Source organism: Noviherbaspirillum sp. L7-7A (assembly GCF_019052805.1).
Lineage (GTDB): Bacteria > Pseudomonadota > Gammaproteobacteria > Burkholderiales > Burkholderiaceae_D > Noviherbaspirillum_A.
Window position 1 is genome coordinate 3,803,469 of the sequence record NZ_JAHQRJ010000001.1, and the last position, 13,346, is coordinate 3,816,814.

At 49.3% G+C, this 13,346-nt stretch carries 14 protein-coding genes and 1 pseudogene; 1 reads left to right on the plus strand and 14 read right to left on the minus strand.

Annotation, left to right across the window (positions count from 1 at the left end):
- Positions 1–43 precede the first annotated feature (43 nt).
- A pseudogene (locus tag KTQ42_RS17365) lies at positions 44–1,212 on the plus strand (IS66 family transposase).
- A 335-nt stretch (positions 1,213–1,547) separates the two neighbouring features.
- On the opposite strand, the gene KTQ42_RS17370 reads toward KTQ42_RS17365, so the two are convergent.
- From KTQ42_RS17370 to KTQ42_RS17435, 14 genes are all read right to left on the minus strand, one after another.
- Entirely contained in the window at positions 1,548–1,868 is a 321-nt protein-coding gene (locus tag KTQ42_RS17370) for a hypothetical protein (RefSeq protein ID WP_217346604.1), read from the minus strand.
- A gap of 237 nt (positions 1,869–2,105) precedes the next feature.
- A complete protein-coding gene (locus tag KTQ42_RS17375; RefSeq protein WP_249222970.1) occupies positions 2,106–3,689 on the minus strand; it encodes an O-antigen ligase family protein in 1,584 nt (527 codons plus the stop codon).
- A 246-nt stretch (positions 3,690–3,935) separates the two neighbouring features.
- The gene (locus tag KTQ42_RS17380) at positions 3,936–4,847 is read right to left on the minus strand and encodes a type II secretion system F family protein (RefSeq protein ID WP_217346606.1); all 912 of its coding nucleotides are present in this window, start codon (positions 4,845–4,847) and stop codon (positions 3,936–3,938) included.
- Positions 4,848–4,863: 16 nt separating this feature from the next.
- The gene (locus KTQ42_RS17385; protein WP_217346607.1) at positions 4,864–5,856 is read right to left on the minus strand and encodes a type II secretion system F family protein; all 993 of its coding nucleotides are present in this window, start codon (positions 5,854–5,856) and stop codon (positions 4,864–4,866) included.
- A gap of 13 nt (positions 5,857–5,869) precedes the next feature.
- Positions 5,870–7,216 carry a CpaF family protein gene (locus tag KTQ42_RS17390; RefSeq protein WP_217346608.1) on the minus strand — a complete coding sequence of 449 codons (1,347 nt, stop codon included), beginning with the start codon at positions 7,214–7,216 and terminating at the stop codon, positions 5,870–5,872.
- A 49-nt stretch (positions 7,217–7,265) separates the two neighbouring features.
- Positions 7,266–8,417, minus strand: a complete 1,152-nt coding sequence (locus tag KTQ42_RS17395) for an AAA family ATPase (protein WP_217346609.1) — start codon at positions 8,415–8,417, stop codon at positions 7,266–7,268.
- Positions 8,418–8,434: 17 nt separating this feature from the next.
- Positions 8,435–8,878 (minus strand): TadE/TadG family type IV pilus assembly protein, encoded by a 444-nt coding sequence (locus tag KTQ42_RS17400; RefSeq protein WP_217346610.1) that lies wholly within the window; start codon positions 8,876–8,878, stop codon positions 8,435–8,437.
- A complete protein-coding gene (locus tag KTQ42_RS17405) occupies positions 8,875–9,327 on the minus strand; it encodes a TadE/TadG family type IV pilus assembly protein (RefSeq protein WP_217346611.1) in 453 nt (150 codons plus the stop codon). The genes KTQ42_RS17400 and KTQ42_RS17405 overlap by 4 nt, the downstream gene beginning before the upstream one ends.
- Before the next feature lie 11 nt (positions 9,328–9,338).
- Positions 9,339–10,634, minus strand: coding sequence for a Tad domain-containing protein (locus tag KTQ42_RS17410; protein WP_249222805.1), 1,296 nt, complete (start codon positions 10,632–10,634; stop codon positions 9,339–9,341).
- Between the two features lie 113 nt (positions 10,635–10,747).
- On the minus strand, positions 10,748–10,954 hold the full coding sequence (locus KTQ42_RS17415) for a Flp family type IVb pilin (RefSeq protein ID WP_217346612.1): 207 nt from the start codon (positions 10,952–10,954) through the stop codon (positions 10,748–10,750).
- 26 nt (positions 10,955–10,980) lie between these two features.
- Positions 10,981–11,187 carry a Flp family type IVb pilin gene (locus tag KTQ42_RS17420; RefSeq protein ID WP_217346613.1) on the minus strand — a complete coding sequence of 69 codons (207 nt, stop codon included), beginning with the start codon at positions 11,185–11,187 and terminating at the stop codon, positions 10,981–10,983.
- A gap of 32 nt (positions 11,188–11,219) precedes the next feature.
- Positions 11,220–11,426 carry a Flp family type IVb pilin gene (locus KTQ42_RS17425; protein ID WP_217346612.1) on the minus strand — a complete coding sequence of 69 codons (207 nt, stop codon included), beginning with the start codon at positions 11,424–11,426 and terminating at the stop codon, positions 11,220–11,222.
- A 90-nt stretch (positions 11,427–11,516) separates the two neighbouring features.
- Positions 11,517–11,789 (minus strand): hypothetical protein, encoded by a 273-nt coding sequence (locus KTQ42_RS17430; RefSeq protein WP_217346614.1) that lies wholly within the window; start codon positions 11,787–11,789, stop codon positions 11,517–11,519.
- 11 nt (positions 11,790–11,800) lie between these two features.
- Positions 11,801–13,345, minus strand: coding sequence for a type II and III secretion system protein family protein (locus KTQ42_RS17435; RefSeq protein ID WP_349292159.1), 1,545 nt, complete (start codon positions 13,343–13,345; stop codon positions 11,801–11,803).
- Between the last annotated feature and the right edge of the window lies 1 nt (position 13,346).

Below are 13,346 nucleotides of genomic sequence, written 5' to 3' on the forward strand. Positions count from 1 at the left end.
GTCCACCCTTGATGCCGACCAATTGCGCTAGCTCGCCAGCCGGCTGATGGAGGAGATGTGTGGCAAGCAGGCACTGATCGAAAAGCTCACGCACGAGATGGCCATCCTCAAGCGGCTCAAGTTCGCCGCTTCCAGCGAAGCCTATAGCGGCGAGCAGCAGCGAATGCTGTTTAAGACCCTCGACACCGACATCGAAGCCATGACCGCCGAGATCGAGCAACTCGCGCCGACCAAACCGGCCGAGGACGATGGTAAGAAGCAGCCCAAGCGCAATCACTTGCCGTTCTACCGGCAAAGCGGCATCTTTGGCCGTGCCGGACTGGCCATCCCGAACTCGACGCTGGCACAGTGGGTCGGCGTATGCGGTGTACAGCTACAGCCGCTGGTCGATGCACTCAGTCAGGAACTGCTGGCACAGCCCGTCTTGCATGCCGACGAGACACCAGTGGCGATGCTCAAGCCGGGCAATGGCAAGACGCATCGGGCCTACCTGTGGAGTTACTGCAGCACCAGCATGAGCGCCATGAAGGCAGTGGTGTTCGACTTCGCCGAATCGCGCGCTGGTCGCCATGCCGGCGACTTCCTTGGCGACTGGCGCGGCACGCTGGCTGTGATGACTATGTGGCGTACAAAGCGCTGTTCCGGCAAGGCATGATGGAAGCTGGCTGCATGGCGCACGCTCGCCGCAAGTTCCACGAGCTTTATGCGAACCACAAGAGCCAGATCGCCGAAGAAGCCCTGAAGCTGTTCGGGGTGCTGTACGACGTCGAACGCCAGGTGCAGGGGCCCGATATCAATGCCAGGCGAGCGACCAGACAGCAGTTCGGCAAGCCAGCGGCTGATACCTTGCATGCCTGGCTGCTGGCGCAACGACAGCGCGTACCGGACGGCAGTGCGGCAGCCAAGGCCATGGATTACATCCTGGGCCGTTGGGGTCCATTGACGCACTATCTGGACGATGATGCGGTACCGATCGATAACAACTGGGTAGAGAACCAGATCAGGCCAATGGCACTTGGCAAGAAGAATTGGCTGTTTGCCGGGAGTCAGAGGGCCGGGCAGCGTGCGGCTGCAGTGATGACTCTATTGCACTCGGCGCGCCTGAACGGCCATGACGTGCACGCTTACATGAAGGACGTCCTGGAGCGCTTGCCAACGCTACCGGCCAGCCGTATCAGCGACTTGCTCCCACATCGCTGGGCGCCTGCCTAGTTCGCGTCTACCTTAGAAGGTTCCGTCAAGACGGGATGGCCGGGTGCTTACTTTGCTTTCCGACTGAAAAGTTTTAGGCCGTAAAATCTTTGAAGTAGTTGTTGTGCATCTTCGCGTAAGCAAATAGCAGTAGTCTTACGCGGCCAATTCAGTTCGCCGAGTCGTAAAGTGAAGAGAGGAGACGTAAAGTTGGGATACGCTTAGACATCCTAATTAGAGTGTCGATAGCAGGACTTAAAACAAAGGCAGTTTAATTTCTATCTGAAAATCGGTACCGCCGCACCAAGTGATGTAATTGTCAGAAGCGCAACCCAAGTTTTCGGTGGATACTATATTCAAGGATTACCATTGCCATTTCCGTTGCCATTTTTTCCGTTGCCTATCCCATTATTGTTAGCATTTTGATTCGCATTGGGATTGGCGTTATCATTGCTATGATTACTGCTGTTGCCGTTGCCGCTACCAGGCCTGCAGGTTGAGCGAATGTCTGTTCCGGTAAGAAAAATTTGACTTACTCTTTCATTCAGGCCGCAAAGGCTTTCACCTGAAGCGGCGAGAGCGAGGGCAAATCCAACAGATAGTAAGGATATCAGAAGCGCATACTCGACGGCACCTGCTCCAAAGTCATTTTTCAAAATGCGCGGTAACGAAGACATTTTTTTAGTTGTTTTAAAAATAACTGTTTGATGATATCAAAAATAACATAAAACAATTGGCATATTTTTTTGCAACGGGTAGGTTTTGAGTGGAGCTGTCGATATGCCATCCATTCTAGCTGCCACCAGGCATTATAGAAAAAATCAAAAAAAGGCGTAGCCGCTGACTCTATAGTTCTCCCAATTTGCTGCACTTGATGTCTGTTCGATTAGAGAAAATTTTTTCAGTTTTCTATTCTAAAAATAGCCTGCACTCCATAAACGCGGCCAAAGCATTTTAATACCATGCAGCATATTTCGCTGAATACTCAATTCCCTATGCTTCTGTAAGTCCGCTACCTCTGGCCATAACCCCTGCACCAGCATGATAGACAAAGCAGTAAGTGAGAGCCCATAAAGACATTTTTCAAAGCGGGACCGTGGATATTGTGGAGTGTCGGAAGTCGGCCGTTGTAACTTTAGCCAACCCCATGCACAACCCCCATATAAGGCAATCCATAGCTGGCTGGCTGGCATGACAATCAATCCGGAAACCATACCATCCACTAGAATAGCAGTATAAGTTGCTATTAGAACGCTCAAGGTTGTGGACGACACTAAGTCATCTTGGGAAATATTCTTTTTTATATTTACTAATGTTTGCCACAGCCTTACCAACGTAAGGGATAGAAAAAGTGCGGCAGGAATGCCCCATTCAGAAGCAATTTGTAAAGGCCAATTATGTGGGTGGGAGGCGATGTGGAGATAGGCATCGTAATGCGCGTAGTGCAGTGGCCCAACACCAAGAAACGGGTGTGTGAGTATCATTTCCAACGCGGCACGCCATAATGCATATCGCCCTGTTGCGGGAGAAGCGATAGTTCGTTCGACTGTTTCAAATGGATTGCCAGCGGCCGGTATCCCCAGCATTTGTGGTACCAAAAAATAAAGAAGAAAATAAGCCAAAAGGCCGGCAAGGCAGCTAAAAACCATGGTGTGAATCCATAGTTTCGCATGTTTCCGGCAATGTAGATATGCGACTGCCATGCCAATAATGATGCCGGCAAATGCCCCGCGTCCCCCGGATGCAAAAAGCAACATCCACCAAAAGATCAAGACGGCCGACCAAAATAAAAACTCATAGCGATGCCACGCGCCGTCTAAGCGGTTGCCATCACGGTGTTCTCCGGATACAAAAAGCAAGCTGCGCGTTGTTAATAAGCCTAGAAGAGGCAAGCTCACGGTCTGCACATAATTGAAGAATCGGGGACTATCGAAGCTAATGAAAACAAAGGTCGCTCCGTGCATTGGAATTCCTTGAACCAGCGCTAAGACGTGCGCTTCCAGTGCAAGCAATACGTACAGGGCGCAGCCGCCACCGCATAAACGTAATATCAGTTCTAGAAGAGATTCACCAAAAGTACTAATTTCGTTTGCAATTAGACATGCCAAAACGATCAATAGACCAAACGATGCTAATTCATAAAGTGCATGGCGAACGGACCAAGCCGTAAAGCTCGACAAAAGACCCAGCGCAAAGAAAATCACAAGACATGGAAACGCCATGTTACTTGCTGCGATCGTATCAATTCTATCGATTATGATTCGCCACAGCAGAATGAAAGCTGCTATGACTAGGATAATTACTTGGCCTAACCGTTGATTATCGTGATGGTCAATGCCTTCTACTCCGGCACTGGACATAAACGAGAGCGCAACCGAGAGGGTCGTTGCTATGACCGCAAATCTGAACCTTTTGTTGGCGGCCAAGGTCGTGCCCCCGTTCTTTGTGCCGCATTGGGTTGGCTGCTTCGATCCTTGGCGTACCTGGGCAATATTCATCAAGTAATATTTTGATAATAGGTCGGAAAGAGTCTACGCCGTGATCGTTTGGGATAGCGAATTTTAACTTCGTTTATGCCCGGAAAGCCCATGGTGCCGCTTACCTTAAAGTGGAGTGAGGTGCGCGATTCCTCAAGAAAAGGTAAGTCATTTCATACAAAACAGGCATCGAACGAATTTAGCGCCGGCGCAGTTATGCCGCTGTTGATAATATGTGTCACGAAGGTTGAATTGTCTTGCTTTCGATTAGCCCCCGCCACCGATCATGGGTAGAACGTTGCGGATGATATGAATAATCGCCGGACCAAGAATCACCATCACCACAGATGGAAATATAAAAACGACCAATGGAAACAGCATTTTTGTCGGTATCTTTGCTGCTAACTCCTCTGCCCGGATTTGCCTTTTATGGCGTAAATCGTCTGAAAAAACTCTTAACGATTCACCGATGCTCGTACCGAACTTATCTGCCTGCGTCAACATAGTAGCAAACGTACTGATTTCTTCAACTCCTGTACGTGTTGCCAAGTTCCGTAATGCCTTCTCACGTGTTGACCCAGCACGGATTTCAAGATTAGTAAGATGAAGCTCTTCCGCCAGGGCGAGACTTTTAATCTTTATTTCCTCTGCTACCCGAGTCAAGCCGGAGTCTAGTCCTAACCCTGCTTCGACGCAGACCAGCATCAGGTCAGTCGCGTCTGGAAAATTTTCGAAGATTTCCCGTTGACGGTTCTTTAACTTTATAGACAGATACAGATTTGGAAGGTAACAGCCAATAAGTGCAGCAAGAGCAATTTCAAATAAAAATGTCGTTTGATCCGTTTGGTTGTTTAATCTGGCAAATAAATACATTAGAACAGCAAGGATCAATGGCAACAGAGTTTTTGCGCCAAAGAACACATAACCAGCGTCCGGGTGTCGTATACCAGCTTGGATGAATTTCACGCGCAACGGTGAGGATTCCCAGTCACCGGTAGGTGTCGACAGTCGCGCAAACGGCCCGATAATCCCAATCACCGTAGTTGACCATACGCTTTTCTCAGCAGGCTCGGCAAATTCCTGAAGCCTTTGCCTAGTTCTATTAGGAGCAAGCCAAAGATACACGCCGACTAAGCCTAACGTGATCGAAAAGAAAACAAGCAGAGGGATAATGAGCATGTTATGTTTCCTTTTTTTACACGCGGATCTTTATAATTTTTATCAAAACCAAAATCCCAATTCCCATCAGCGACAGTAGGGCTTTAATGAAAGTTGCGCCAAGAGGATCGTTCCATAACGGCGCCATGAAGTCCGGATTCATTAAACTCATCAGGCCTGCCAATGCAAATGGCATGATGGCTAATATCCATGCTGACAATCTTCCTTCCGAAGAGAGCACCCTGACCCTGCCCAATAGTTTCAACCTTTCTCTAATGAGCCGGCTTAGATTGGAGAGCACTTCAGTCAGGTTGCCGCCGGATTCCCGCTGTATTAGCACCGCGACGATGAAATACCTCAGGTCTGTGATAGGCACACGATTACCAAGGTTCATCAATGCCTGCTGTAAGGACACGCCGAAGTTCACCTCTTCATGCACGATGCGAAACTCTCCCGCAATCGGCTCCGCCATTTCCTCACCTAGCATTTGGAGGCCAGATGAGAATGCGTGGCCAGAGCGTAACGCCCTCACCAGAAGGTCCAGCGCATCAGGTAATTGGTTCTCGATTTTACGTAACCGCAGGGCGCGCTTTCGCTTGACGTAGAACCAAGGCAGCGTGGCCGCTAGTATGCTGGTCATGCCCGCCCATAGCGCTGTTTGATGCACGAGAATATTTATTATCATGTAGCTGCAGAAGCCGACCGCAATGGATGACAAGAGCAGTTTTGAAACGGTCCATTTTAGGCCCGCTTGGTGAATAAGGCCTTGCAGATCATGAGATATTGGAAATTTTAGAAGCAAGCGTTCAATGCTAGGGACATCACTGAACTTCTGATCCTTGAGAAGCTTGTTGTCTCTTTCACTCCCAGAGGAAGCTGAGAGTGCATCCAGGCGCTGTTGTATCTTTCTGGCCTCCGGGCCTCTATAAGATTTCCACACCAGGTACAAGCCTTCAAGTGCCAGCAGGACCGCGATGAAGACCAATACTGAAAGAATGAGAAAAGCGTTGCTGCCATCGGGCTTGAGCATTTTTCTCTCCTCTTTACGAGTAACGTTTGCTGGGGTCAAACATCGAGTCGGGCAAAGTAACCCCAAATGCTTGCAGCCTGTCTGCAAACTTAGGCCTTACACCGGTTGCGTGAAAATAGCCGACGATGTTGCCATTGTTGTCTACTCCTGTTTGCCGGTAGGCAAAAATTTCTTGCATTGTGATGACATCGCCTTCCATCCCAGTAATTTCCTGGATGCTGGTGATCTTGCGCTTGCCATCGATCAGGCGCAGTCCTTGAATGACGACAGTAATAGCGGACGCGATTTGCTGTCGCATTGCTTTGTTGGGCAAATTCAGGTTTGCCATGCCTATCATGTTTTCCAACCGCGACACCGCGTCACGCGGCGTATTCGCATGGATAGTTGTTAGTGATCCCTCGTGTCCGGTATTCATCGCCTGCAGCATGTCAACCGCTTCCGCGCCGCGCACTTCGCCGATTACAATCCGGTCGGGCCGCATCCGCAGGGCATTGCGGACCAGCGCTCGTGCAGTAACCTCTCCTTTGCCTTCGATATTGGCTGGGCGGGTTTCCAACCTTACTACGTGAGGCTGCTGCATCTGCAGTTCAGCCGCGTCTTCGATAGTGACGACACGCTCTGACGCAGGGATATAGCCGGATAGGATATTAAGCAGCGTAGTTTTGCCAGCGCCAGTGCCACCGGAAATAATCATGTTTACTTTGGCGCGGGCTAAGCCTTCTAGTAAAACCCCCATTTCCGGCGTAAGTGATTTCAAGTCATGGATCAAGTTTTCCATTCTCAGCGGGATATGCGCAAACCGTCGAATTGACATCATCGGTCCATCCAGAGCAATAGGAGGAATGACAGCATTTACACGCGAGCCATCCGGCAATCTGGCATCCACCATCGGGCTTGATTCGTCGATACGCCGTCCCACCAGCGAAACGATCTTGTCAAGAATCCGCAGCAAATGCTGATCGTCAGTAAAGCTGACATTTGTCAGCTCAAGCTTTCCTTTGCGCTCAACATAGATCTTGTTGTACGAATTAACTAGGATATCTGAGACGGTTGGATCCGCCATTAGGAGTTCTAATGGGCCAAATCCGAGCATTTCATGCTGAATGTCGCGTATGAGCATACGTCGTTCGATATCATTAACCGCCGCTTGCTCTTCGAGTAACAAACGTTCAACCATTGTGCCGATTTCCTGCCGCAACTTTTCCGGCGCCAAGCTTTCTAGGACAGTTAAGTCGAATTTGTCAAGCAATTTTAGATGAATATCCGCTTTGATTTGCTTATAAGATTCACTCGGTCCTTGGCTTTGCTCGTGGGCCACAGGCATAGATTGAACCGCGTTCAGTTTTTCCCGAAATGACATGCCAACACCCTTTATCCGCTGAATCGTTTTTTAATAAATAAATAGTCTGTCATGTGCGCCGGAAAAGACGCCCAAACACACTGCGGCTTTCTTCCTGTTTCGGGCTTAAGGACAATGCGAGTTCCGCCAGCTGCCTTGACACCATATTCGACCGCGCAAGTTGCAGAATAGGATTGCCGTGGTTGATAGACATACTTACTTCTTTGAAGGAGTTTGGCATCGTGTGCAGGACGTAAGGGCCGAGTGTGCGCCGCATATCGTCCAAGCCAATCTCTCCCTTTTTTTCAAAGCGATTGGCGATTAACTCGATTTTTTCAGCCGGATAACCGAGCGCATTAAACACCTTGAGCAATTTACGGGCGTTTCTGAGGTGCGGCAAACCAGCTTGTAGAACCGGAAAGATGCGTTCTGCACGGTCTAGTGCCTTGATGGAGACAGGATCGATAATTCGAGGCACGTCAACCAACACATAATCGTATTGAGTCACTGCCAGCTTCAGGATAGCCTCAACATGCTCGGGTTTGATTTCCATTGCCGTCGCCGGGTCTTCAGGGGCTGCTAGAATGCTTAAATTGGGAGCTGCTTTGACTGCGCTTGCTGCCAAGAAGGAAGCATCTAGGCGACTGATGTCATGAGCAAGGTCTGCGATAGTCACTGCTGGCGCACGGTCATGCACAAACGAGAGTGCGTCGCCGAATTGAAGGTTTAAATCAACTAGCAATACTGTCTTCGACTCTGCCAGTTGATAGCCAAAATTTGAGGCCAGGAAAGTTGCGCCGCTACCGCCTTTGCAAGGCATGAACGCCAATATCTTTCCTGATGTGTTGTTTCGTACTTTCGCTCGCTTTGAAAATATGCGGTTTACTGCCCCTTCCAATGCTTCTGCGCTTGCCGGTGAGGGAAGCACTTCGCGCACTCCGGCTCGCATTGAGCTAATCAAAAATTCGGGGGTGTTGATAGCGCAAAGGAGGACTACTGCAATGCTTGGATGCTGCGTGGTCAGATGCTCTATCTGATCCAGTTCCGCTGGGTCACAGCACATGCCTTCTACAATCATCAGGTCAGGCATCTCCTGTTCGGCAACAGTTCGCATTTTCGTCTTGCCGCCTTCAACCGTTACGACCGTATGAGACATAGCCTCCAACACCGTGCGGAGTTGTTGCAAATGGTCTTTGTTCGGTGAGATAGCTGCGATTTTCATATTCAATTTTCTGGAAGTTAAGAGCAAACCGCGGCGCTGTTGGGATCTTGGCCCATGACTTCTCTAGGAAGATAGGTTGAGAAAGCTGGCATCGGCATGGCCGCACGTAGACTGAATCCAATAGGGGAAATCCACTGATAGTCCAAGTTTTGAATTTGAACCTTAACTCCTGCACAGTTCGTAGAGTTACAGGTTGTGCTAATGGCACCTGCCCCGTCGTACCAGTCGATTTTGACGTTAGCTGCAGTTAATTGAGGCAAATAATTCTTCATGTTTTTCAGTGCGATCTCTGATCCCCTGTCGCATACAACGGATGCCCTCGCTCCCCAGCGTGTCGCCTCGTTTGCTGCATTCCAAGTCCAGAGCATGCGTGCGAAATCAATAATGCCGAGGAAAACGGTCAGGAACGTCATAAGGACCAGCGCAAATTCAACTATAGTGGCACCGACCTGATTTTTCATGATGGACTCCGCATCGTTGCGCTTATATCTGAAAAATTTACATTGCCAAAATTGACCCCAAAAACACTACTTAGTAGTGGGACGAATTTGTAGCACGGCGGTGCCGAGTTGCCACAGCCCGCAATTTTGATCGTGACGGTATTAATGACCGGACTTGTGCCGGCCGTCTGCCATGTAGGATCTTTTACTTGATTTGTACTCAAACCGAAAGCCAATGGGGAGCCAGTATTGGAAAGGCTGCCATAAACAACTAGGTTTTTTGCTTTGTCAGTATTGATTCCAGGATATTGGACTGAGAGATACCGCACAGCATCTCTTACTGATTTGGTCAAGGTGTTGTATTGGTAAAGGGCGCGGCCAAGCTCTGTGGTAATTAATGTCAGCACCAATAGCAATGGTAAAACCAATGCAAACTCTATCAACGCGACACCGTCTTGCTTCTTTCTCATGAGTGCCCCTTTTACTGAACAAGCGTAGGTACCAGTGACCCGCCTGTGCCGCCTGCGAGACCTGAAGTGCTGCATGGGCTATTCAGGGCCGATGCATTACCTATATATTCCAAATAGACTGTGACATTCGGTCCGTCAATTGGATGCAGCAGCAGAATACAGGCAAAGGCAATGATTTTTCCGCTGCTGACTACGGGGGCCAAGGCCAAACGTCTATTTTGCCCATGGGTTGCAAGGGAATTTGTTCCCGCTGCATAAGTGCCCATTTCGCTGTCCCTATAACTTCCTTTCATATTCAATCCGGTAAGAGAATCACCTTCGTTCACACTGTCAACTGTGTCGCCATAAGATCGGTTGGATGCCCGTTTCGCCAGAAAATCGGACGAGGCATTTGCCTTGGTTGGCCAGTTATTAAGGTAATAGGAGTAACCTGTTAAGTCTGGCGGCGCGTTGTTGATATTCGGGTTGCCACTACCATTTTTGTAAAGTCCAAAACGGGTATTCCACGCCGTCCTTGCACCGACTTTTGCGCCTGGAGTTGACACATCATTGACTCGCAAGTCGCATACGCCGCTCCCTAGTAATTGGGATACGGTATCCGAAGCGCTTGAACTGCCGTTGAGGTTAGCCCAGCCAAAATGGCCAGCGGCTGTATCAGAAGTGCCGCTCGAGTTTTCGTCATAAAGGGAAGGGATCCACTCGCCGGGTGCAAAGCCGAAATTCGTGCCTGTTCCCTTGGGATTAATTTGTACCGGAATAGCACAGCTACTTTGGGCTGATGCGCGAGTAGCTACTGCGTGGGCAAACACGTTTCGATTGTTTCCATAGCTGTTATCTCCGGTGAATAACCCCATGAACTGTAATAACCAAGGAGTGATGCCGGATTTTGTATGGCTGCATTTTGCGTATTTCACGGTGCTTGCCGGAAGAGTACGGCTGTATGTTCCTGTCAGGGTTTCGCTAAACGAAATATCATTATCAACAATTGCTGCTGGACTACCTTGAAAACCAACTTTGTTAAGATTTCCCGCAGTGGATGCCGCTTTCGTCGCACGCTCTAGCGAATCGCTGGCACCATCTAGTTCTTGTGCGGCTGCAAGAGCGCAACTATCCATTGCTGTTTGCAGCTCGGTTTTAATAATAAATAGCCGTCCAAAGTCTAAGGAAATCCCCATAAAACCGAGCAAGAATAACAAGCTGAGAGCAACTGTGATGAGGATTGTTCCGTCTTGGCGACCCTGTTCAGTTATTTTCTTCATGGAAATACTCTTTAATGAATTTTTGCCTGTACAAAAGTCAAAAATCATTTACTACTTTGATTTTCAATTCTTGATACTTGTAAATCTTGAAAGAGCAGCGTTGCTAGATTTCGTTTCATCACGGGCCTATTTTTAAAAATGCCCGTGATGAAGAAATTAAGTTACGAGGTGCACGAGCTGCCGGTGGTGAGGCAGGTACCGACTTTAGTAATAAATGCGCCAAATTGTCCGTTGAGTCCCCTAAGGCCGATTACCAGCGCAATGGATACAACTGCAATGATCAGGGCGTATTCGATAACTTGGGCACCTTCTTCTTCTTTGAAGAAAGATTTCGAATACTCTTTAATGGAATCTAAAGTAATGTTCATTGATTTCCTTTCGGTTTTGAAAAATACTAAGAGGTGCAAGAACTTCCTGTGGTCAGGCACGTTCCGACTTTAGTAATAAATGTGTCGAAATTTCCGTTGAGTCCTCTAAGCCCTATTACTAATGCAATGGATACGACTGCAATAATCAATGCATATTCAATAACTTGGGCGCCTTCTTCCTCTCTGAAAAAGCACTTTGAATAGGTTTTTATAGAAGTCAAAGTATTATTCATTGCAAACCTTTCAGCCAGGGATGACTAAGCTATTAGGAAGTGCACGAACTGCCGGTGGTGAGGCAGGTACCGACTTTAGTAATAAATGCGCCGAACTGTCCGTTGAGTCCCCTAAGGCCGATTACCAGCGCAATGGATACAACTGCAATGATCAGGGCGTATTCGATAACTTGGGCACCTTCTTCTTCTTTGAAGAAAGATTTCGAATACTCTTTAATGGAATCTAAAGTAATGTTCATTGATTTCCTTTCTATTCAGGTTGAAATGTTAATCTAATGTTGCTTTCTAACAAAGTGCTCTTCTAAATTGCACTCTTTTTATTATTTTTATCATCTTCCACTTCCGATAGCCCCACCGATATTGATGACGTTTACCGCCGGTGGAGGAGAAGTAAACGTTCCTTGGTACAAACTCATTGCTTCCTTCGCTGCCTTGCCGTCCAGACCAGCTACGTCATCAGATCTTTTTCCTGCATTGGGATTAATGATCATTTTTAACTTTGCTTGCCGCACTGCATCGCCGAAGTGAGCGTCATAGTTTGGTGTGACAGTTGCGCATCCGGCCAACATACTTGCGACAAGTGCGATTCCAAGCTTGAACATGGCTTTCCCTCTTATTGGTTGTGATTGACGGGGGTGAGCTGAGCCGGTATGGCGCTTTCCAAGCTACCGTTGAGGTACACCTCGCCACGTGTAGGTATGACATGGTTGTCAGTCGGCAGGCGCGGAGACTCAGACAGGGGCTTTACCAAGCGCGGCGTGACAACGAATAGCAACTCACTTTGATCGTTTTGGAATTCCGAGCTTCGCGCTAAGGCACCCACTACCGGAATTTCACCCAGGCCGGGAAAGCGTTTGATTGTTTCGGTGACGTTGTTTTTTATCAGGCCAGCGATCACGAAACTTTGGCCGTCGTTGAGCTGCACCGTAGTATCAGCACGCCGGACGGTGAGGGATGGCAAGACCGATGTAACACCGCTTACGGTGGTAAAAGGCGACCCTGTTTGTGAGAGGTCCGACACCTCGGACACCATTTTCAGATTCACCCGGTCGCCGTTAAGCACAGTGGGCGTAAATTTCACGCCAATACCAAACTCTTTTTCCTGCAACGTAATCGTTGGCGTGCCGAGATTATTGCTTTGCGCTACAGGAATGAAAATTTTGCCGCCAGAGAGAAAGCTTGCCTGCTGGCCGCTGATAGCCATAATGTTTGGCTCGGCAAGAACGCGAACTAGGCCGTCATCTTTCTGGCCGTCGAGAGTCACAGCAGTCCTGCCTATCTTCAGGGCTTCCAGGACGGCGCCTCCCCCGGAGAGAAAGCTCGACAGAAGCGAATAGGAATTCGCGCCGCCGTTACTGCTGCGACTGACGCCTAAGGAAGAGCCGACCCGGTCAAGCAGCGTCTTGCTTACCTCGGCTATTTTTACCTCCAGCATAACCTGTTGAGGTGCACCGACGCGGAGCAGGTTAACCACCTTCCTGCCGTCGCCATAGGAAGTCGTCAGGCTCATTACCTGGTCAAGCTTGACCGAATCAGTAATCGTTCCACTTAGTACAATGGCATTTTCAGCACCCCGCACCTGGATGCCCGTTTCTTCGGGCATGAGTTCCATCAGTTTCGCACGGATGGCATTCGGATCGATGGTGACAATGATGTCCTTGATATGGCACTGTCCGTTGGCGCTCTGCAGGATGACATTCATTGCACCGGCCTTGCGTCCGAGTACAAATAATTCCGTCGGGCTTAGCAGTGTAATGTCGACATCAGATACGCCGTCTGTTGCGCTTCCTGCCGAACCGGCGGCCGGCGTGGGGGCTAGTCCCATCGCTGTCGCTTGCGGTGATACAGGCGCTTGGGGCGAAATTTGCGGAACGGGCTGGGCAGAACGCCCTACCCGACTGGAGCCTTGGCCGCCGACCATCATGCGAATAACCGGGGCTTCCAACCTGACGACTGTCGACTTGCCCAATGTGACATTGGTAGCCTGATCAACAACGACGGACGTACATGGCTTGAGGCGGGAGTTCATGGCCGTGTTCGGGCCAACGTCGGTGTTTTGGGTTGTTGCGGAACTGGCCGATGCGCCTGTTGCTGCGCCGGCATGAGCCCCGAATGTCATTACAACTGTGATGGCGATATTGGTATATTTGGTTCGCACG